This is a genomic window from Lewinella sp. W8, from assembly GCF_004375085.3.
Classification (GTDB): domain Bacteria; phylum Bacteroidota; class Bacteroidia; order Chitinophagales; family Saprospiraceae; genus Neolewinella.
The window spans coordinates 100,116-119,914 of record NZ_SNAQ03000006.1; the positions used below are offsets into that span (position 1 = coordinate 100,116).

A 19,799-nucleotide genomic window follows, 5' to 3' on the forward strand; every position below is an offset into this window, starting at 1 on the left:
GCTGCCGATGAGGGTTTCTCTTAATTGAGAATTTAAAATTCAACATTGGGAATTTGGGGAAGCGTAACGATTGCCCCGCCGATGAGAGTCGTCAACCTCTCCCAAAAGTCCCTCTCCGTATCGCTCCTAATGTCGCTGGAGAGGGACGAGCGGAGCGTTTTCCGCAAGCGGTGGCAAGGTCTTTATAAGCCTATATTTTATTGAGAATTGAGAATTGAAAATTTAACATTGGGAATTTGGGGAAGCGTAAAGGTTGGCACGCTAATGGAAGATGGCAACCTCTCCCAAAACTTCCTCTCCGTACCGCTCCTAATGTCGCTGGAGAGGGACGAGCGGAGCGTTTTCCGCAAGCGGTGGCAAGGTCTTTATAAGCCTATATTTTATTGAGAATTGAGAATTGAAAATTTAGTATTGGGAATTTGGGGAAGCGTAAGGGTTGGCACGCTAATGGAAGATGGCAACCTCTCCCAAAACTTCCTCTCCGTACCGCTCCTGATGTCGCTGGAGAGGGACGAGCGGAGCGTTTTCCGCAAGCGGTGGCAAGGAAGTAATGAGCCTATATTTAATTGAGAATTTAGAATTGAAAATTTAACATTGGGAATTTTTCCGAAGCGGATGGCCAATCTGCCGATGAGGGTCTTCAACCTCTCCCAAAGGTCCCTCTCCGTACCGCTCCTAATGTCGCTGGAGAGGGACGGAGTGAACACAATCCGTCAGCGGCAGCAAGTCCGCGCGAGTTGGAAACCGAGGAACGAGCGACCAACGGGAGCAAAGACGACGTTTTCGACCCGCTTTCCGGCGGACGAGCTGGTGCTGACAGATTCAGTCGTGCTCGTGCGTACCACGCATGGCTCCTACAATTATTTTTTCGTTAATACGATTTCTTTTACCTCAGTGAAGTCAACCACCTTCTGAAATCCTCTGGACCGTAAGCCCTTTATGAGTTGTTGATCACCTGTCCAAAGGAGTTCATCCAAGTATTCAGTGAGCGCCACAAAGACCAGGTCATCCATATCGATTCCTCTGACGTATTGAACAGATTTACGATAGAATTCGAAGGGAATCTGATCATCGGAAACAAATTCCAGTTTTTTATAGGCTAGGTTCAGTACCGTTCTCACATCTGTTTCAGATTGCCCAGACAGCTCAACTATTTTTTAGAAATGTCTTTCAATTTCTGTCTTCAAAAATTCAGGTGCACAAAACTTAATTTCTGCTGGGTTGGCGGCCAAGACAAATTGCCCGATCTCACTTTTGGCGTTGTAAACTGTAGACCAGATGACATTCGTATCAAGGATAAAAACTACCATCAGGCTAAATCTTCAAAACCATCCTTGCCTAAAAACCGGCCTTTGTTTTTCTCCCACCAACCGGACTTCGCCTCTTTAGCCAATGCCGCAATCTGGTCATCTGTAACCTTGCTCGCTCCACCAATACTTACGTACTTGAAATAATTCAGCATGTTCTGAATTTCTAGAGCAGTGGACTCCAACGGAAGCTTATACCCTTCACGAATTGGTTTGGGCGTAAACGGAGGTTCCACCTACTGTCCTAAAATTTAAGGTCAATAGCGCTCGTATTTCCTCCTTGTATGCTTTGGCATTATCCAAGAAACCTATGATGCCTTGTCGGAAGTCAGCATATGCTTCATAATAGATCGAGTTGATCGCTTCTTTTCTCAACAATCGCCACAAGCGTTCGATCAGGTTAAGGTTCGGTGAATAAGCCGGCAGGAAAATGAATTCGATTCGCTGATCCCGTGCCCACTCTTGCAACCATTTACAACGATTATAGCGCGCATTATCGCAGATGTAATAAATCTTCTTTCCTGGATGCTTTTTCAGCAGCTGCCGGCAGACGCGCTGTGTCGATTGTGCATTGATTGAATCGGTGACATCATAAACCAGGTGCTCCGGTTTTGTAGCACGTACTGCGCCATTGATGTTGACCCTTTTGCGGCCACTATTGCAGTCGATCTCGAAGTCCTGACCTTTGCGAATCCATCCCCGGCCCGTCTTAGTGTTATGGGTAGGATGAACGCCGTCACCGTAGTAAACCTCAGCTGCTCCGGCACTTACTTCATCTAGTAAGCCTGGTAGCTGGTCTTCGAGAAAAGCGTGCTGAGCTTCCTCGTCGGCCTTGCTCGGCACGGCCTTAGCCTGCTTGTAAGTGAAGCCCAGACGATGCAACAGGTCGCGCATGCCTGAGATGGTGTAGACTATATTAAAATTGTCCTCGACCCAAGCGATGATGGGCTTAACATCCAGGTAGAGATTCTCATCGAGGTGATTTGCTAAGGTAACTTCCTGCTCCGAGGACAGCTTGCCCGAATACGGTACATAGTGATCGGCCAAGTAAGTCTCGATGCCCTGTTCTTTGTACCCTTCCCAATAGCGCCGGATGGTATTATCGTCCAACCCCAGCGCCGCTTCAACTACTTCGATACTATGACCCTGGTGCAGCATCACCAAAACCGTAACTTTACGATAGCGGCGACGACTCAACTTGACGTTGTTCTGTAACTCACGGAGCTTTTTGTAATCTTGGGGCGAAAGTTGGTAGTCCACGGTTCAAACATACAGATTTTTCCCAAACCTCTTCGCTAAGGGTATAATTACGATGGCATCATCAGTTCTTTCAATGATCAGGTCTTGCATGTTAGTGAAGATGGCTTGTTGTGAAAACGAATTTAAGGCTCATCAAGTTGCGGTGCGTAAATCTACCACCAGAATCAAGTTTCCGGCTCGCCGACTTCCTAGAATTGTCGCCAAGCAATTTCTGAGGCAAATAAGAAAAAATCGTGAATTATATGCCTATGGAAGATTTTCACCTCTCCCAAAAGTCCCTCTCCGTACCGCTCCTGACGTCGCTGGAGAGGGACGTGGTGAACACAATCTGTCAACGGCAGCAAGTCCGCGCGAGTGGAAAACAGAGGAACGAGCGACCGAAGGGATCAAGTAGCGAGCTATCGTGCAAGGGAACGACTGAAGTTACCTGACTGGCCTGATCTGCTTCCGTCAAAGTTGATCAGTTTAACTTACTTGGCAAACATATGAGGGACGGAGTGAGCGTATCTGCCCGATTGATCTTGTACAATTTCTCCCAATTCAATGCAATGGTCACCTCTCAGGCTTGCCCGGCCGAATGGACGGGAAAAGGCGACCCCAACCATCCCTTTCTGGAACCCCTCACTCCCCATGCCAAATCTCCAACCTATCCGCCTGCTCGGCCATCGCGGCGCGCATTTCGGCGCCGAGGCGGGCGATGAGTGTGGCGACGGGAGGGTTATCGTGGATGGTGGCCACGCCGTGGCCGGCGCTCCAGAGGTTCTTCCAGGCCTTGGCTTCGTGTTCGGCGCCGAAGTCCGCTTTTCCTTTCTGGTCCCACTGTTCTTTGGTGATGCCGGCGGCTTCGAGGCTGCCCACCAGCCAGTTGGCCGGAATGCCGGAGACGGAAGCCGTGTAGACGATTTCGCGGGTACCGGAATCGATGATCATCTGCTTGTAGCCCTCGTCGGCAATCGCTTCTTTGGTGCTGATGAAGCGGGTGCCCATGTAGGCCAGGTCCGCGCCCATCTGGAGGGCACTGGCCACGTCCTGTCCGGTGCTCATGGCGCCAGAGAGCAGGATTACACCGTCAAACATGGACCGGATCTCCCGCACGAAGGGCATGGGGTTCAGGGTGCCGGCGTGTCCGCCGGCCCCGGCGGACACCAGGATGAGGCCGTCAACCCCCGCGTCAATGGCCTTCTGGGCGTGGTAGGTGTTGGTGACGTCGTGAAAGACGAGTCCGCCGTAGCTGTGCACGGCATCGACGACTTCCCTGACCGCACCGAGAGAAGTGATGATGACGGGTACTTGCTGGCGGACGATGACTTCGAGGTCCGCCTGCACCCGGGGATTGGTCTTGTGCACAATCAGGTTTACCCCGTAGGCGGGCATCGGCTTACCCCGGCGTTCGGACTCGGCGGCCAGTTCCTGCTTAATCTCCACCAGCCAGGATTCGAAGCCCTCGGTGGTCCGGTTGTTGAGGGCGGGAAAGGTCCCCAGAATACCATTCTTGCAACATTCCAGTACCAACTGCTGCTGGGAAACGATGAACATGGGGGCCGCCACAATGGGCAGGGAAAGGTGCAGGCTGTCCAGGATTTCCTGACGGGATTTCATACGATCAACTTTTGGGTAATTGCTGAGGAGCAGGTGCTGCGAATGTAAGGGATAAATGGCGGAAATCGGCGGTTTAAAGCTTGTCGCCTCAGCTCCTTCCCTCTCCCCGATTATGGCATACCATTTCGGTCTGTTTCCCCTTCACGGCCAGCTCCGGTATTCGCCCGGCACCTGCGCCTTGTCGCCTGATGCTGAGCATCCTTAATCCAGAGGAAGTAGACCAACACCCCGCCAAAATAACTTCTGTACCTGTTTAAAATTTGGGCGATCACCGCAGGTGCAATAGAATCCTCGTACTCAGCCGGGGTGTCAGGTGGATGATGCGAGGCGGAGCGAATTGTCGTCCGGCCAACCTCCGGGTCAAATAGGACAGTTTAGGATCGTTCATATGTCCGCCCGGCGTCCAAGCAATGATCTCCGTCATTTATCCTATGCCGGGAATGGGACGTTTATATCTTTGCTGCGCTTTTTAAAAATCAGGAATGCGAAATACTCTTTTTCTACTGGCCCTCTGTGCCTCCTTTACCGTCAACGCTCAGTTCAACACAACCCTCCGCTCGAATCTTCCGTACAATACCGGAGTCAATGATATCTGGGGTTACGTTGCTCCCGACGGCACCGAATACGCCATCGTCGGCCTGGAAACCGGCGTCTCCTTCGTGAGCCTCGCCGACCCCGATAATCCCGTGGAAGTTGATCGCATTCCGGGTGACTTTTCCCCCTGGCGGGACATGAAGACCTTCGGTGAATACGCCTACGTGGTCGCCGACCGCGGCGATGAGGGCCTTACGGTCATCGACCTTTCCGCACTCCCCGATTCTGTGTCCTTCACCCACAACCAGTACGACGTTCCCGGCTTCAACCGCACCTTCGTGCGGGCGCACAACATCTACATCGACGTGCCCAGTGGCCGGGCTTTCGTATCCGGTGGCGACCGCAACCTGAACGACGGGGGCATCCTGATTTTTGATCTCGTGGCCAATCCCGCCCAGCCGCCGCTGATCGGTGTCGGCCCCGAAACCTACTCCCACGACGTTTTCGTGCAGGACAGCTTCATGTACTGCTCCGAGATTTATGATGGGGAACTGGCCATTTACAACATTAGTGACCTGGACAATATCACCGAAGCCGGTACGACCCTGACGCCGTTTACCTTTACGCACAACGCCTGGACCACCGCTGACGGCCTGTCGGTCTTCACGACCGACGAAGAGCCCAACGCCCCCGTGGCGGCCTACGATATTTCCGACCCCAGCGACATCAAGCTGATCGACGAATACCGTCCCCTGGCGACCCTCAACCGGGGCGTGATTCCCCACAACGTGCACGTTCTCGACGAGTACCTCGTCATCAGCTACTACACCGACGGGGTGATCATCGTGGACGCCAGTGAGCCCGATAATTTGATCGAAGTGGGGCAGTACGACACCTGGGACGGACCCGACGGTGATTTCAATGGGTGCTGGGGCGCTTACCCCTTTCTGCCCAGTGGACTGGTGCTAGGATCGGATCGTCAGACGGGACTTTACGTACTGGATGCCGTGTACCAGCGGGCGGCCCGTCTGGCGGGCACCATCATCGACCGCGACCTACGGACGCCGCTAAACAACGTGCAGGTAGACATCCAGGCCAGCCAACTCAATACGGGTGCCACCGACCCGCTGGGTCGGTACAAAACCGGACTGGCCGAGGGAGGAACTTATGACGTCATCTTCACCGCCGATAACTACCTCCCCCTCACCGTCAGCGTGGACCTGACCAACGGCATGACCACCACCCTCGATACCAGCTTGCAAACGACAGTTCCCCGCTTTAACGTCAACGTAACCGTGGTGGACGACGAAACGGGGGAGCCCATTCCCAACGCCAACCTCCTATACTTCAATGAGGAAGAGCGCTATGACGTGCTGACCAATGAGGAAGGACAAGCCGCAATTAACAACGTATTCGAGGGAGACTACGAACTGTTCATCACCGAATGGGGCTACCGTACCATCGGCGTGGAAAATGCCGCTCCCTCCGCACTGGGCAATCAGGTGTATCGCCTCAGTCGGGGATACATGGACGACTTCGTCACCGATGAGGGGTGGACGGAGACGGCTACGGCCAGAACCGGCCTCTGGGAGCGGGGCGTTCCCGTTGGAACCTCCTTCGATTCGCGTGCCTTCCAACCCGGCGTCGACGCCCCCAGAGATTTCGGACGCCAGGCTTACCTCACCGGAAACGGTGCGGCGGACGCCAGTACGGATGACATTGACGGCGGTACCGTGACCCTGACGTCTCCCCTGTTCGACCTCACCCGAGTACGCGAGCCGAGCATCTCTTACCAATACTGGTTTGCCGTTGCCGGCGGTACTCCTCCCCTGGACGACACCATGCGCGTGTTACTGGATAACGGCACCGACCGGGCGGAATTGGCGTTCTACACCGAGTGGAGTACGGAATGGGCGGCCGACACCTTCGTAGTGAGCGACTACCTGGAGCCTACCGCCACCATGCAACTCATCGTCATCGCCGGGGATACCGGTGAAGGCCACCTGGTGGAGGCCGGATTTGACAATTTTGCCGTTAACGGCTCCGTGATTCCGGTCAGTACCGAAGCGGTGTTCGCACCGGAGGTTGCGGTTGCGGTATTCCCGAACCCCAGTCCGGGAGCCTTTTCCCTGCAATACGATCTCCCCTTCTCAACGGCGGAAAGCACCCTGCGGCTGACCAACGTCTCCGGGCAGATCGTTCAGGAGCGGGAGCTGTCCGGAAAGAACGGAAGCCTGGAAGTAGGCCTGGACCTGCCCGCCGGATTGTACTTCGCGGAAATCCTCGACGGCAACCGCCGCTTGTGGGTGGGGAAAGTGGTGAAGCAGTAGGCTGGTTGCTGGTTGCTGGTTGCTCGATATAAAGTAGAAAGCCTAAAGTGCTTGCCTTCTCTTTCCGTTTGCGGTCGTCCGACAAATTCTTTATTTCTGACGTAGTCAATATAAAGCTTGTCTGACGAATCGCGGTATTACGAATAGTAAAGTGTTCCGTGAATTAACCAATTGGCAATCAAACCTTGAATGTTCTTGTAGCGGCAGATAATTATCTGCCGCTACTGTACGCCCCGCTGAACCGCCGCGATTCCGCAGGAATCGCTGATGAAACCTCACGAACGGCAAGCGCCTGCCAATCGGTTATGTTGAGCAATCTTTTCCGGGAAGATGTCTGGTTTCAGGAACGTCTCAACCGGTTTGGGGTGCGTTTCCCTGAGACCCAGCAACGTACAGTTATTACCCTCAACCTCGGCCTAACTTCAAAATAGCCTGGGCGATCCGTACCGGATCGGGAGCGGGAGCGTCAATGACGGCAACCACCTTCGCCCCACGACGCTCACCATAATATTGGTAGGCCTTGTCGTAATACACCAAAGCGATTTCGGCGGCGGTGGCGTAATCCTGCTGGTCTAGTGCCTCCAGGGCAGCCTTCAGGTGCTGCCCGCCAAGTTTTTTTCGTAATCGGGTGAAGGCCGATACCAGATCCGTCATGGGGTATTTGGCATACTGACTGACCAACCGCTCAATTCGCCAGGACCGGGGTTGCTCGATGGTGTAAACGGGGGCAGCCGTGAGGCGATCGTAAAACTCATCCGGTTGGTAGACCGTGCCGATCATGCGGCTCTCGTCTTCCAGCCACACCACCGCACCCCGCGGAATTTCCAGCAACCGACCGAAAAGCATATTCTCGAAGGCCTCCGTAGTGGGTTGCGGGGCCTCCCCCAGAGCCCCGAAAGAGGACCCCTTGTGGTTGGCCAGCCCTTCGAGGTCAACAATGTGCTGCCCGAGTTGCTTCAAGGCCGTGAGGACTTCCGTTTTCCCAGATCCGGTGGGGCCGCTCAGCACCCGAAAGGTGTGGTGATCTTGGGCCAGCCAACTGCGCAGGTATTTGCGGGCGGCCTTGTACCCTCCGCTGAGGCGTAGCACCTGCATCCCCGCCTGCTCCAGAAGCCAGCCGACGCTTCCACTCCGCTGACCTCCCCGCCAGCAGTGCACCACGATCTTTCCGTTCGGGGAAAAGGCTCGGGCGCGCTCCACGAGTGGTCGCATTTTGGGTCCGACAATTTCCAGGCCGGTCAGAAGGGCGGCATCGGGGCTGTCCTGCTTGTAGAGGGTACCGACGCGGGCCCGTTCTTCGTCGGAGAACAAGGGCAGCGACCGTGCTCCCGGCAGGCAGCCTTCCCGATACTCCGCCGGTGATCGTACGTCCAGCAGGGCGTAGTCGGCAAATTCGGGTCTACCAAAAAACTGTTCGGGGGTGACGTTTTGCATCGCGCCGCAAGTTACGGCTACCGGGCATCATTTCTCCAGACGTGGACAAAGCGGTGCTGGTCCCAGCCGATGCTGACCAGGTCGAGGTCGCCGTCGTTGTCCAGGTCATAGGCCTGGGTACCCAGGTGGGATTCCTTGCCGCGATCGACCTCCTTCATCCGGAAGTTGGCCTTCCCGTCGTTCAGCCAAAGTTGGGTGGTCAGCGCCTCCCCCTTGTGCTCACCGGTTACGAGGTCAAGGTCGCCGTCCTGATCGAAGTCGGCCACATCCAGGTTATTCATGCTGAACTGGGTGACGATGGCCCGGCGGACAAAGCCCGTATCCACCCGCAGGTAGGCCCATAGGGTCGCATCCGGTTCCAGGCCGGGATAGCGTTCTTCGGCCACCACCACGTCGGTGCGGCCGTCACCGTTCAGGTCGCCGGCCTCCACCCGGTCGGTAGCGAACTGGGTATGGCCCACCGGATGGGCCGCCCAGGGGGCGGTGCCGTCTCCGGGATTTTCCCACCAGACCACCACCGTGGGCACTTCGGCATCCCTACCCGGCACCCGGTAGCCACTGACCAGATCAAGGTCGCCGTCGCCGTCCATGTCCCCAACGGCGAAACCTTCGTCGCTGGCGTCGGGCGTCAGTAGGGTAGCTTCCCAGGGAGCCGGGCCGTCCGGTACCAGCTGGTAAATGCCTCCCTGACTGGCGTAGAGAATTTCGTCCACACCGTTCCCTGATAGGACGTCGGCCATCCGGTAGCCCTGTCCGTTGTGGTGCCCCGTCGGGGGCACGGCCGCCATGACTTCTCCGGGACCGAAAGTGCGGTTGGCCAACACCGGAAACCGCAGCACATCAGGAAGTGCCTCGGCCAGGACGTATTGTGTCTCTCCGTCTACATAGACCAGGTTGGCGTCTACGTTCTGGCCCAGGTCCACCTTCTGCCAGTTGCCGGTCATGCCGGCTCCGGGATTGAAATAAACGTTGCGGCCACTGACCACGTCCTGATATCCATCTCCGTCAAGATCCGCCACCGCCAGGCCGAAGTAGCGAAGCCAGTCGGGGTCGTCAAAGGTGCCCCACATGTCCTTGGTTGAATCCACCTCAATGTAGGTCCAGGCATCAGTGAGGAGGGTATCCGCAGGAATTTCGGGGTCTGGATTTTGGGGTGTATTCCCGGATTCACAGCCCCACGGTAAGGTCATGGCACCTGCGACCGCCAAAAAAAGCAGGCATTCCCGGAAACGAGCGTAGTTAATCATAGCATTTTTGGTGGTGATCGTTAAGTACGTCGGAGCCTATTTCGTTTGGTTAACCAGAAGGAATAACTCCTTCGCCTCGTGGTTGGGATAGCGAAAGATGTCGTAGTCGCCATCCCCCTCGAAATCTGCCACCCGGCCGTTGTAGATGCCTTCTTCTTCAATGACCTTCTGGGTCCAGTTGCCATCGCCCTCGTTGACCATGATCATCACTTCAAAGTGGTCCACGTCCAGGTTCACCGCCCGGGCGTAGTTGATGCCGGTCACTACGTCCAGGTCACCGTCGAGGTCCATGTCAAAAACCTGAAGGGTGTGGGCGGCCGGAATTTCTTTCAGGATAACCGTTTCGACGTAGGAGCCGTCCGCCTGGCGGGTGTAGTAACTCAGCGGGTAGCCCGCCCGTTCGCTGTGGGTAATGAAAATTTCGGGCGTACCGTCATCGTTCAGATCCGCCAAAAAATGCTTCGTCCCGTTGGCACTCCAGTCGCCTTCCTGGTTGTTCCACTTGGCGTCCACCAGGCTCATGGTCCATTCTCCCGTAAGATCGCCTCCCGGGTTGGCGAAGATGAATCCGTTGGCCACGATGTCGTTGTCGCCATCGCCGTCCACGTCGCCGATGTCCATGCCTTCGTGGAGTCCTTTTTGGGTGATGTCCGCCACCATCTTGAAGCTGCCATCCGCCCGTTGGTGATGAATCCGCAGGTTTTCTTCGTCGAAGGTGAGCACGGCGAGGTCCGCCAGACCGTCGCCGTCAAAATCTCCGATGGACAGGTCCTTGACGGCATCTTTGGCCATTCCGATGAGGTGAGGCTCCCAACTGGGGTTTTCGTACCAGTAGACTTCGGCACTTTCGCCGGCGTCGTCCCACTCCCCGGTATGCTTCACGCCCAGGATATCAATATCCCCGTCGCCGTCCATGTCGCCGGCCTCCAGATCGCCGGCCGCAAAGGTGCCGCCGCTGGGCGGTGCTTCGGCCACGATGGTTTCCTCCCAGATGCCCGGTGCCTGCTTACCCGCCCGGTAGGCCAGGTAGCCCCCCTGGGCGTTGTTGTGGATGTAGACGATGTCCTGGATCTTATCGTTATTGACGTCGGCAATCGTCAGGGCCCACCACCAGGTGGCCGAATCCACTACCCGGTGGGCGCTGAATTCCATGGAGTTCAGGGCTTCCGTCATGGTTTCCTCCCCTTCCGTGACGGCAGCATCGGGTTCTGACCCACAGGCCATGAGTAGGATCAAAAGGAGCAGAGACAGAAAGAGGGGGAATCTCATAAGGGAGCGTTCGGTTAATGAAAAAACTGGAGCGCGGCCGTTCATTGTCGCATCACCGGTTATCGTAAGGTAATGCGCCAAAAAGGATTATCGGATTTCGACAATCATTTTCATCGGCTCGGGTAATAAGGACGTCCAATTCCATTGACGATCCTGAATTGGTGCTTACGGGAAAGTTATCCAAAGGACCAGCCCATTCCGCGGTAGGTTTTTAAGGACCTTATAGAATCCGGTTCCAACAAAAGGATTTCGTTGAATCGTTCGCACAGTTCTCCCGCCTTGGCGTGGCGGAAAAAGATCGGATCGTTCAGCGCCGGGAGTGGCCCCTGACTAAAGATTATTGGGGTCTGCACTTCCCCCACCCCTTCGTTGGCCACCAGTCTACCCCCTTCAGGAAGGTAAACCTGCGGTGCTTTCTCCTTTCCCGTGGCGCCGGAGGCGACGAATCCTCCGCCGTGCGCCACCACCGTATCCGGACGGGGACGGCGAACGACGGGGACCGCATAAAACAGGGCCGGATGCGCCCGGTACTGCCGATAATGGTCAAACAGGTGCGACTGGTAAAAGCCGGAGCCCACGGTAATTTCCGTGATCCAGGGTTCCTCCCGACTACTCTCCATGCTTCCGGTGCCGCCGGCATTAACGAAACGGAGGGAAAAGCCCATCGCCTCCATCAGTTCCACCGTTTGTTGTCTCCGGTCGGCGATTTCGGCAACCGATCGGCTTTTCAGCCACTGCACCACTTTATCCTTGAGCCAAAAACCAGTATCGGTGTCCCCGACTCCGGCAATCTGGGCTTCGTAGCCCATGAGCCCTTCGAGTTTCAGATGCCGGTAGGACCGTAACTGCTCCAGAAACCTTCGGACACCTTCCACGCCCTTTACCGAGGATCGGTGCACCCCGAAGTGAAGCCCCGGATAGACCGAGGAGCAGTCCAAGTCCAGGCAAACGGGAAAGCTGATGCCCAAATCCTTCCCCACGGCCTCCAGCATCTCCAGGTGTTCCGGGAGGTCGACCATCAGGCAGATTTGTGCGCCTCCCCGGATGGCCTCCCCGATTTTTCGCAGGAGCCCTGGATCGGCCACGGGATACCCCACCAGGATGTCACGAAACCCCGCCTCGTGGAGGGCGATGGCTTCGGCGCCGTGGTAGGCCATGATCCCGATGAATTTCTCGTCCGTGGTCATAATCATTTCCATGACCGCCACGGAGCGGATGGATTTAGAGGCCAGTCGAATGAATTTTGTCCCCGATCGTTGGAGGTGCGTGCGGATGTTTTGTCGCAGCAGCCTCGCGTCCAGGCAGGCGTAGGGGTAAGCCTGGCCCCGCAGACGATCGCGGTAGTAGTGGTAATCAGGGGTGTACTTGGCGGACATTTTGGAACAGGCTTCGGAGGTAGGGAGACAGGAACATACCCCGGGGATCGTGCAATTGCCTCAGCGAACAAAAGCGATCAAATTCGGGATAGGCATCGTGGAGGGCCGGATAGTCGAGGGTATGCAATTTACCCCAGTGGGGGCGGCCGTCGTGGTCCCGGAAGATGGCTTCCAGTTCACGGAAGTAGTCCTGGTGGGGCTTCTTGTGGTAGACGTGGGCGGCGACGTAGGCGGAATTCCGGCCGTAGGCCGGGCTTAGGTAGTTGTCGTCCGCCCGCACGAAGCGATTTTCCAGGGGGAAGAGAACGTCGTAATTGTACTTGTTGACCCAACGGGTCAGGGCCTCCATGACGGAGCGGTACGCCTCCATGGGCACACTGTATTCCATTTCGTTGAAGCGCACCAGACGGGGAGTGGAAAAGACGCGATGACTCCAATCCACCTTTCGTGACGACCCCGTAGTGGAGGCCGCGAAGGCCGACAGCTTGCGGTTCCAGGAGGGGAATCGGTACCCCAACTCACATACGGCCAGAAAGGCGTAGTTCTCTAGCATCATTTCTCGGGCATAGGTGAACACCGAATTACGGGTTACGGCTTCCCCGGTTTCCCGTAGTTCCTTCGTCATGACGAAGGGGGTATTGGGGAACCAGTAAAATTCGAAATTGCGGCACCCCCCTTCGTATTCCTCGAGCTTTTCCAGCACGTCATCCAGTCGGGCCTTCTCCACCTGAAGCGACAACTTATAGGAGGGCACGACCCGGAGGGTCAATTCAGTGATGATGCCCAACGCGCCCAGGCTCAGGCGGGCCGCCCGCAGCAGCTCCGGGTTTTCCCGGACGGAGCAACTGACCACATTTCCGTTGCCGTCCACGAACCGCAGGGCGGTGACCTGGGTGCTCAGGTTGCCAAAGGCCGTGCCCGTTCCGTGGGTACCCGTACTGACCGCTCCGGCAATACTCTGCACGTCAATATCGCCCAGGTTTTCCAGCGCCAGGCCGTGCTGGTGGAGTAACTGAGACAGATGGAATAGCTTGGTTCCCGACCGCACCGAGACCTCCATATTCTCCTTATCCACGGCGATTACCCCCTGATATTTATCGAGGCTCACCAGGATTTCTTCGGTGACGCAAAGGGCGGTGAAGGAATGTCCGCTGCCAATGGTGCGAACGGCCATCTTTTGCTCCCGGGCATCCCGGACCAACCGCACGATTGCTTCCTCCGAACCGGGATAAGCAATTTTTGTGGGCGTCCATTGTTGCAGACTTGACCAGTTTTTCATCCCCGGAAATATAGTACAATTGGAGGGTGAGGCGCTAAGGTGTGGAGCTTCAACCGAGCATAAGGGCGCGGAGCGCAGGTGCAGGGTGGTCAGGAGTTAGGATTCAGGATTTAGGATTTAGGCTCCAGGATTAAGGATTCAGGATTAGGTTGTTCCCTGAGTTAATCATTTGTCCATCAGATCCTTGAATTTTTCAGTTGCGGCAGGAAATTTTTGGGATGGCGTAGAATTATACCTCTCCGATGTCTGTAGTTAATCCAGGAATGTTTTCATCCAACTCTCTTAGGTTGTGGGATTTACGAAAATCTTGATCACCTTAAAGTAGAGATCATTCATCCAAGCGGTAAATATCTGGTGTCGCCTTTCGCCGAAAGGCGATATGTAAGGATTGAGATCGTGTTTGAAGTGGCAAGAACTTATCAACACGATTTATGGAATATTTAATGGGTCGGCGTCCCTAGGTCAGCGAATACCCTGACGAGCCCTGAATAGCTGAATTCCGGGAGGTTGAGGTTGTTCCCGCCGGATTACCTTTATCATTACAACTCAAGCCTCCGTACCATGCGCATTTTGATCCTTTTTTGCACCCTGTTCACCTCCGCACTCATGTCCGCACAGTCTCCTCCCGTTTACGCCGTTAAGGCGGAATCCGCCCAAACGCTTACCTACAGCATGGACCTGAAGGAGGGCATCATTATGGAAGACCTGAGTTGGGCGTGGAGTTCTCAGAATGCCTGCTTTGTGGAGCCGCGCGTGGAATACTTTCGGGGTAATCACGTACTGTTTACGACGGAGATTCCCGCCTACTCCACCATGGTCATCCGGGTAATTCCCGAAGACCCGTCGGATAATATGAGCCTCTACGCCTATTCCGGCGGCGGCGGTGCGTTGCCTCCGGAACTCTATAGCTGCGTGAGCTGTGAGGCGGACTTTCACCAGGAACGGCCCTCCCGGAGCCGGCCCAATCCGGATCACACCCGCAGCGTGGAGCTGCGGGCGGTCACCCGTCCCTACCCGGTCACCATCGGCGTGGCGGGAGCCACGGGCGTGCTGGAGGGCAAGTTCTCCCTGGAGATCAGCGTCAAGCGAAACCGATAGTCTCTGGGAATCTGATGACCGGCCTTCCCCGACGGCTTCCGCCGGACAGATGATTATCTTTCGGCAATGAAAGAAGTACTGCTTGTGGGCGGGGGCAACATGGCCTGGCATCTCGCCCCGCAACTTAGCGACCGTCAGCTGGAGGTTACCGTCCTCCGGGCCCGCTCCCGGGAAACCAGGGAGCTGTGGCCAGTGCGGCAAATCGTATGGGATCAGCTGGACGAGGTACGCCCGAATTTGCTGATCCTGGCCGTAGCGGATGATGCAATCGGCCCGATCTCGGAGCGACTCGCTACGGTATTCCCACCGGAGACCTTCGTCTTGCACACGAGCGGAGCCACCCCGGCGGGTAGCATCAATGAACACTTTCTGCACCGGGGGGTGCTGTGGCCCATTCGATCGTTGGTCAAGGGGGGAACGGTACACCCCTGGACCGAAACACCCCTGGTATACTTCGCCGAAACCGAAGACTTACGCGGGTCCCTGAAACGGTTGGTGGAAGACCTCAGTCAGTTGACCTATTTCCTGGGGGATGCCCAACGGAGCACCCTGCATTTGTGTGCAACGATCAGCAACAACTTCGTTAATGCGCTCTACCAGATGAGTTACCAGCTTTGTGAGGAGCAGGACATTCCCTTTGCGGCCCTGCTACCCATTATCCGGGCCACGGCCGAGCGACAAACCCCCGGGCCACCTAAGCGGTGGCAGACGGGAGCGGCCTTCCGCGGCGATACGGCAACGATGGAAAGGCACCTACAACAACTGGAGGAGCAGCCCCAACTGGCCGCCGTTTATCGTCTTCTGAGCGACCTGATCGCAAAACAATAGGAATAGATTAACAGCCTGGGTATACGGTAAAATCCATTTCGGGGCGTTCTTGCAACAGATAAACCCCAAGAAATTCAAGCTATGCAAGTACGATACCTACTCATCGCCCTGGCCCTACTGTTGTTCACGGCACCTGCGTCCGCGCAATTTGATAAAACCCTTGGCCGCCTGAAGAAGCAGGCTGACGCCGTGCTGAGTGGCCAGGCGCCCCTTTCGGAAGAAGAAGTGGGCAACGGTCTGAAGGAAGCCCTGAACGTCGGCATCAAAGAAGCGGTAGGATTTTTGTCCGCCGAAGACGGTTATTACGCCAGTCCCTACAAGATTTTACTTCCGGAGGAGGCCCAGACGGTCGTCAAGCGGGCCAGTGCGCTTCCCGGGCTGGGCAACGTCGAACAGGACCTGATTGAGCGCGTCAACCGCGCCGCCGAACTGGCCGCGAACGAAGCTGGCCCCATTTTCGTGGACGCCATCAAGGCCATGACCATCAAAGACGCCATGAATCTTCTGCTCGGCGACAAGGACGCCGCTACCCGTTACCTCGAGTCTTCGGCCGGTCCTAACCTGCAGGCGGCCTTTCTCCCGGTCATCAAAAACAGCCTGGACGAAGTGAACGCCACCGAAATCTGGGAAAAGGCGGCTACGGCTTACAATAAAATTCCTTTCTCCAAGAAGGTGGAAACGGAGCTTGACGTATACGTTACCACCCGCGCATTAGAAGGAATGTTTGCTTTGGTGGAGAAAAAAGAAAGGGAATTACGCGACCAGCCCGCCCTACGAAATTCTGAACTGCTGCGGAAAGTCTTTGCCCGCCAGGACAAGTAACTACGCGCCTCCGAGGACATTTTGGATCGAGTTTAATTAAGCAGACTTAACATTCTCTTAACACACCAATTGCCGTAATGAGTGACCTTTGCGGCTGAAAAGGCCGAGTGCCTGGTGCGTTAGGCTTAATCAACTCATCCAAATATCTCCTTCATGAGGATCTTTACTAACATTTTCGCTACCCTATTGCTGGTGATGGCTACTTCCCTGGCCGTATCCGCTCAGGGGGTAACCACAGCATCCATTTTCGGTAAAATTACCGACGCCGAGACCGGTGAGCCCCTCATTGGCGCTACGGTTCAGGCGGTCCACACTCCCTCTGGTACTACCTACGGTAACGTCACCGACGTTGACGGATTCTTCCGTATTCCCGGTGTCCGGGTTGGTGGCCCCTACATCATCACGGCTACCTACACGGGCTTCGAAGCCTTCGTTGACGACGGTGTAAGCCTCCAACTTGGTCAGGCCTACCAGTTCAGCCCCAAGATGTCCACCACGGCCATCGAGCTGACCGGCATCGAGGTAGTGTCCAGCCGTTCTGACCTGTTCAACGGTCAGAAAACGGGCCAGGAAACGACGGTAACCGAAGAGGCCATTCAGGCGCTCCCCGCCGTCAGCCGCTCGATCGGTGACTTTACCCGCCTGACTCCTCAGTCCACCACCCGTGAAGGCAACGACGGTCTGGAGCTTAGCTTCGGTGGTATCAACAACCGTTACAACGCCATCTTCATCGACGGTGCGGTAAGTAACGACGTTTTCGGTCTGGCGGGCTCCGGTACCAACGGTGGTCAGACGGGTGTTTCCCCCATCTCCGTTGACGCCATTGAGTCTTTCCAGGTAAACCTGGCTCCCTTTGACGTACGTCAGGGTGGTTTTGCGGGTGCGGCCATCAACGCAGTCACGCGTTCCGGTTCCAACAACTTCGAAGCTTCCGTTTACGGTTTCTACCGCGACGAAAACCTCGTTCGTGGTGACCTGGATGGTGCCGAGTTCAACGACTTCAGCGCCTACACGGCCGGTTTCCGCGTTGGTGGTCCCCTGATCGAAAACAAGCTGTTCTTCTTCGTGAACTACGAGCGGCAGGACGAGACTACCCCTCAGCCCTTCGACCCCAGTGATTACGTGGGTGCGTCCAGCATCAGCGACCTCAACGCCCTGGCTAACCAGCTGACCAACGAGTTTGGTTATGATCCCGGTACCTTTATCGACAACGAGTCTTTCCTCGTCAGCGACAAGGTAAACCTGCGTTTTGACTACAACCTGAACGCCAACAATAACCTGACGCTGAGCCTCGGTTACGTTGGTGCGGACAACCTGGAAGGTGTTCAGTCTAACGCCCGTAACATCAACTTCCTGGGCAGCTCCGAGCGCTTCAACGCCAAGACCTACCGCGGTACGCTGGAACTCAACAGCATCCTCGGCAGCAACGCCAGCAACAACCTGATCATCGGTGCCACCTTGCAGCGTGACGACCGTGACCCCAACGGTCAGCCCTTCCCCTTCGTCCGCATTCAGGACGGTAGCGGTCGTATCCAGTTTGGTTCCGAGCGTTTCTCTACGGCCAACCTGCTGGACCAAGACATCATCACGGTCACGAACAACTTTGAAATCTTCAAAGGAAAGCACACCTTCACGATCGGTGGTAACCTGGAGCTTTACAGCACGGAGAACCTCTTCATTCCGTCTAACTTCGGTCTGTACGACTACAACAGCCTGGAAGCGTTTACCTCTGGCCAGAACGCCGACGAATTTGAGCGTATCTACTCTCTGCGGGACAACGTTACCGGTGACGGTAGCGCGGCGGCCGCTATCTTTAACGCCGGCCAGGCGGGTCTTTACTTCCAGGACCGCATCCAGTTCTCCGATCGCTTCAACTTCACGGCCGGTCTGCGGATCGACCTTCCCTGGTACGATGACACCCCGACGAACACTCAGTTCAACGAAGAGATTGTTCCCATCATCGAGGATGTCTACGACCTTCGCGGTGCACGTTCCGGCGATTTCATCTCCTCCAACCTGCTCTTCAGCCCCCGGATTGGTTTCAACTGGGACATTGAAGGCAACCAGCAAACGCAGATGCGCGGTGGTCTTGGTATCTTCACCAGCCGTGCGCCGCTCGTATGGGTAGGTGGTGCCTACAACAACAATGGTATCAATACCGGCTTCTTCGGTGACACCGACGTTCCCTTCAATCCCGATCCGTTCACCCAGCTTCCCGGTGAAATCGACCCTAACAACCCCCCCACCGGTGGTAACGTCGACCTCTTCGCCGAGGACTTCCGTCTGCCCCAGTTCCTGAAGGGTAGCTTGGCCATCGACCGTAAACTCCCCGGTGGATTCATCGGTACGCTTGATGTTCTGTACAACAAAGTACTCCAGAACGTTGCCTACCAGAACGTGAACATCAACCCCGCTACGGACAACCTCGACGGTCCCGACAACCGCTCTTACTTCGGCAACGGCGGCCGTGACCTGGTTGAACTGCAGGATGCTGGTCTGACGCAGTACGGCCGCGTAATCCTCGGTTACAACACCCAGCGTGGTTACGGTTACAACCTGACCGCCAGCCTGCAGCGTCCGTTCAAGAACGGTCTATTTGTACAGGCTAGCTACTCCTACGGTGATTCTTACAGCGTATTCGACGGTACGAGCAGCCAGAACAGCTCTCAGTGGCGTGGCCTCCACCAGGTCAACGGTCGTAACTTCGACCAGCGCGTGATGCGTTCTGACTTTGCCGCCGGTAGCCGCTTCCTCGCTGTGGTCAGCAAGCGTTGGGCCTACGGTGCCGGAAAAGGCTGGGCTACCACCCTTACCCTTTCCAGCGAAACCGCTCAGTCTGCTCCCTACTCTCTCCTGGTGGGCAACCCTAACTTCAACGGCCGTACCGACAGCCGCGAGCGTAACTTGGCCTTCCTGCCGGAGCGCGCCAGCGACCTGACCTTCGTGGACGACGGTGGCGTATCCGCCGGTGTTCAGGAAGCCGCCTTCCAGCGTTTCCTTGACGCTTACAACGACGGTAACGTAACCCCCGGTGGTCGCTACGCCGAGCGTAACGAGCGTCTTGGCCCCTGGAGCACGATCGTTGACCTGAAGATTGCCCAGGATATTCCCATCTCTGGCCGCAATCGTCTACAGATCACTTTCGAAGCCAATAACTTCACTAACCTGATCAACAAAGACTGGGGTCGTCGCTTCTTCATCCCCGGCAACTTTGAAATCCTTCAGTTCGAAGGCTTCGAAGACGGCACTCTGCTGCCTACTTACAGCTTCGACGTTGACCAGATCGACGAGCAAGGAGACATCGACTTCACGAACTTCTTCGATGATCGTGGCCTGTTCTCCAGCCGCTTCCAGGGTCAGGTGGGTATCCGCTACATCTTTGAATAAAGCGCAGGTACTCGTTTAACCGCGAGCTA

General features: G+C 56.0%; 14 protein-coding genes. 5 read left to right on the plus strand and 9 right to left on the minus strand.

Features of this window, described 5'->3' with window-relative positions; translation table 11 throughout:
- Positions 1–860: 860 nt before the first annotated feature.
- The 4 genes from E1J53_RS08705 to E1J53_RS08720 all read right to left on the minus strand — a co-directional run bounded on the left by E1J53_RS08705 (position 861) and on the right by E1J53_RS08720 (position 4,166).
- On the minus strand, positions 861–1,154 hold the full coding sequence (locus E1J53_RS08705; protein WP_134272546.1) for a PIN domain-containing protein: 294 nt from the start codon (positions 1,152–1,154) through the stop codon (positions 861–863).
- 155 nt (positions 1,155–1,309) lie between these two features.
- Positions 1,310–1,462: a hypothetical protein gene (locus E1J53_RS08710; protein ID WP_154640167.1), complete on the minus strand. Its 153-nt coding sequence runs from the start codon at positions 1,460–1,462 to the stop codon at positions 1,310–1,312.
- A 46-nt stretch (positions 1,463–1,508) separates the two neighbouring features.
- Positions 1,509–2,567 carry an IS630 family transposase gene (locus E1J53_RS08715; RefSeq protein ID WP_134272547.1) on the minus strand — a complete coding sequence of 353 codons (1,059 nt, stop codon included), beginning with the start codon at positions 2,565–2,567 and terminating at the stop codon, positions 1,509–1,511.
- 621 nt (positions 2,568–3,188) lie between these two features.
- The gene (locus E1J53_RS08720; RefSeq protein ID WP_134272548.1) at positions 3,189–4,166 is read right to left on the minus strand and encodes a nitronate monooxygenase family protein; all 978 of its coding nucleotides are present in this window, start codon (positions 4,164–4,166) and stop codon (positions 3,189–3,191) included.
- A 482-nt stretch (positions 4,167–4,648) separates the two neighbouring features.
- Between E1J53_RS08720 and E1J53_RS08725 the strand changes: the two genes are divergently transcribed.
- Positions 4,649–7,030: a choice-of-anchor B family protein gene (locus tag E1J53_RS08725; protein ID WP_134272549.1), complete on the plus strand. Its 2,382-nt coding sequence runs from the start codon at positions 4,649–4,651 to the stop codon at positions 7,028–7,030.
- 405 nt (positions 7,031–7,435) lie between these two features.
- Here E1J53_RS08725 and mnmH read toward each other — a convergent pair whose 3' ends face one another.
- The 5 genes from mnmH to E1J53_RS08750 form a co-directional block, all read right to left on the minus strand.
- Positions 7,436–8,464: a tRNA 2-selenouridine(34) synthase MnmH gene (gene mnmH / locus E1J53_RS08730; protein ID WP_134272550.1), complete on the minus strand. Its 1,029-nt coding sequence runs from the start codon at positions 8,462–8,464 to the stop codon at positions 7,436–7,438.
- Between the two features lie 17 nt (positions 8,465–8,481).
- On the minus strand, positions 8,482–9,711 hold the full coding sequence (locus E1J53_RS08735; RefSeq protein WP_134272551.1) for a VCBS repeat-containing protein: 1,230 nt from the start codon (positions 9,709–9,711) through the stop codon (positions 8,482–8,484).
- 36 nt (positions 9,712–9,747) lie between these two features.
- Positions 9,748–10,980 (minus strand): VCBS repeat-containing protein, encoded by a 1,233-nt coding sequence (locus E1J53_RS08740; RefSeq protein WP_173021412.1) that lies wholly within the window; start codon positions 10,978–10,980, stop codon positions 9,748–9,750.
- Between the two features lie 176 nt (positions 10,981–11,156).
- The gene (locus E1J53_RS08745) at positions 11,157–12,356 is read right to left on the minus strand and encodes an alanine racemase (RefSeq protein ID WP_134272553.1); all 1,200 of its coding nucleotides are present in this window, start codon (positions 12,354–12,356) and stop codon (positions 11,157–11,159) included.
- Positions 12,334–13,635, minus strand: coding sequence for a D-arabinono-1,4-lactone oxidase (locus E1J53_RS08750; RefSeq protein WP_134272554.1), 1,302 nt, complete (start codon positions 13,633–13,635; stop codon positions 12,334–12,336). Before E1J53_RS08750 ends, E1J53_RS08745 begins: the two co-directional genes overlap by 23 nt.
- A 561-nt stretch (positions 13,636–14,196) precedes the next feature.
- Between E1J53_RS08750 and E1J53_RS08755 the strand changes: the two genes are divergently transcribed.
- From E1J53_RS08755 to E1J53_RS08770, 4 genes are all read left to right on the plus strand, one after another.
- Positions 14,197–14,733, plus strand: a complete 537-nt coding sequence (locus E1J53_RS08755; protein WP_134272555.1) for a hypothetical protein — start codon at positions 14,197–14,199, stop codon at positions 14,731–14,733.
- Between the two features lie 66 nt (positions 14,734–14,799).
- On the plus strand, positions 14,800–15,561 hold the full coding sequence (locus tag E1J53_RS08760; protein WP_134272556.1) for a DUF2520 domain-containing protein: 762 nt from the start codon (positions 14,800–14,802) through the stop codon (positions 15,559–15,561).
- Between the two features lie 81 nt (positions 15,562–15,642).
- Positions 15,643–16,383, plus strand: coding sequence for a DUF4197 domain-containing protein (locus E1J53_RS08765; protein WP_134272557.1), 741 nt, complete (start codon positions 15,643–15,645; stop codon positions 16,381–16,383).
- Positions 16,384–16,536: 153 nt separating this feature from the next.
- A complete protein-coding gene (locus E1J53_RS08770; protein WP_134272558.1) occupies positions 16,537–19,770 on the plus strand; it encodes a carboxypeptidase regulatory-like domain-containing protein in 3,234 nt (1,077 codons plus the stop codon).
- Positions 19,771–19,799: the final 29 nt, after the last annotated feature.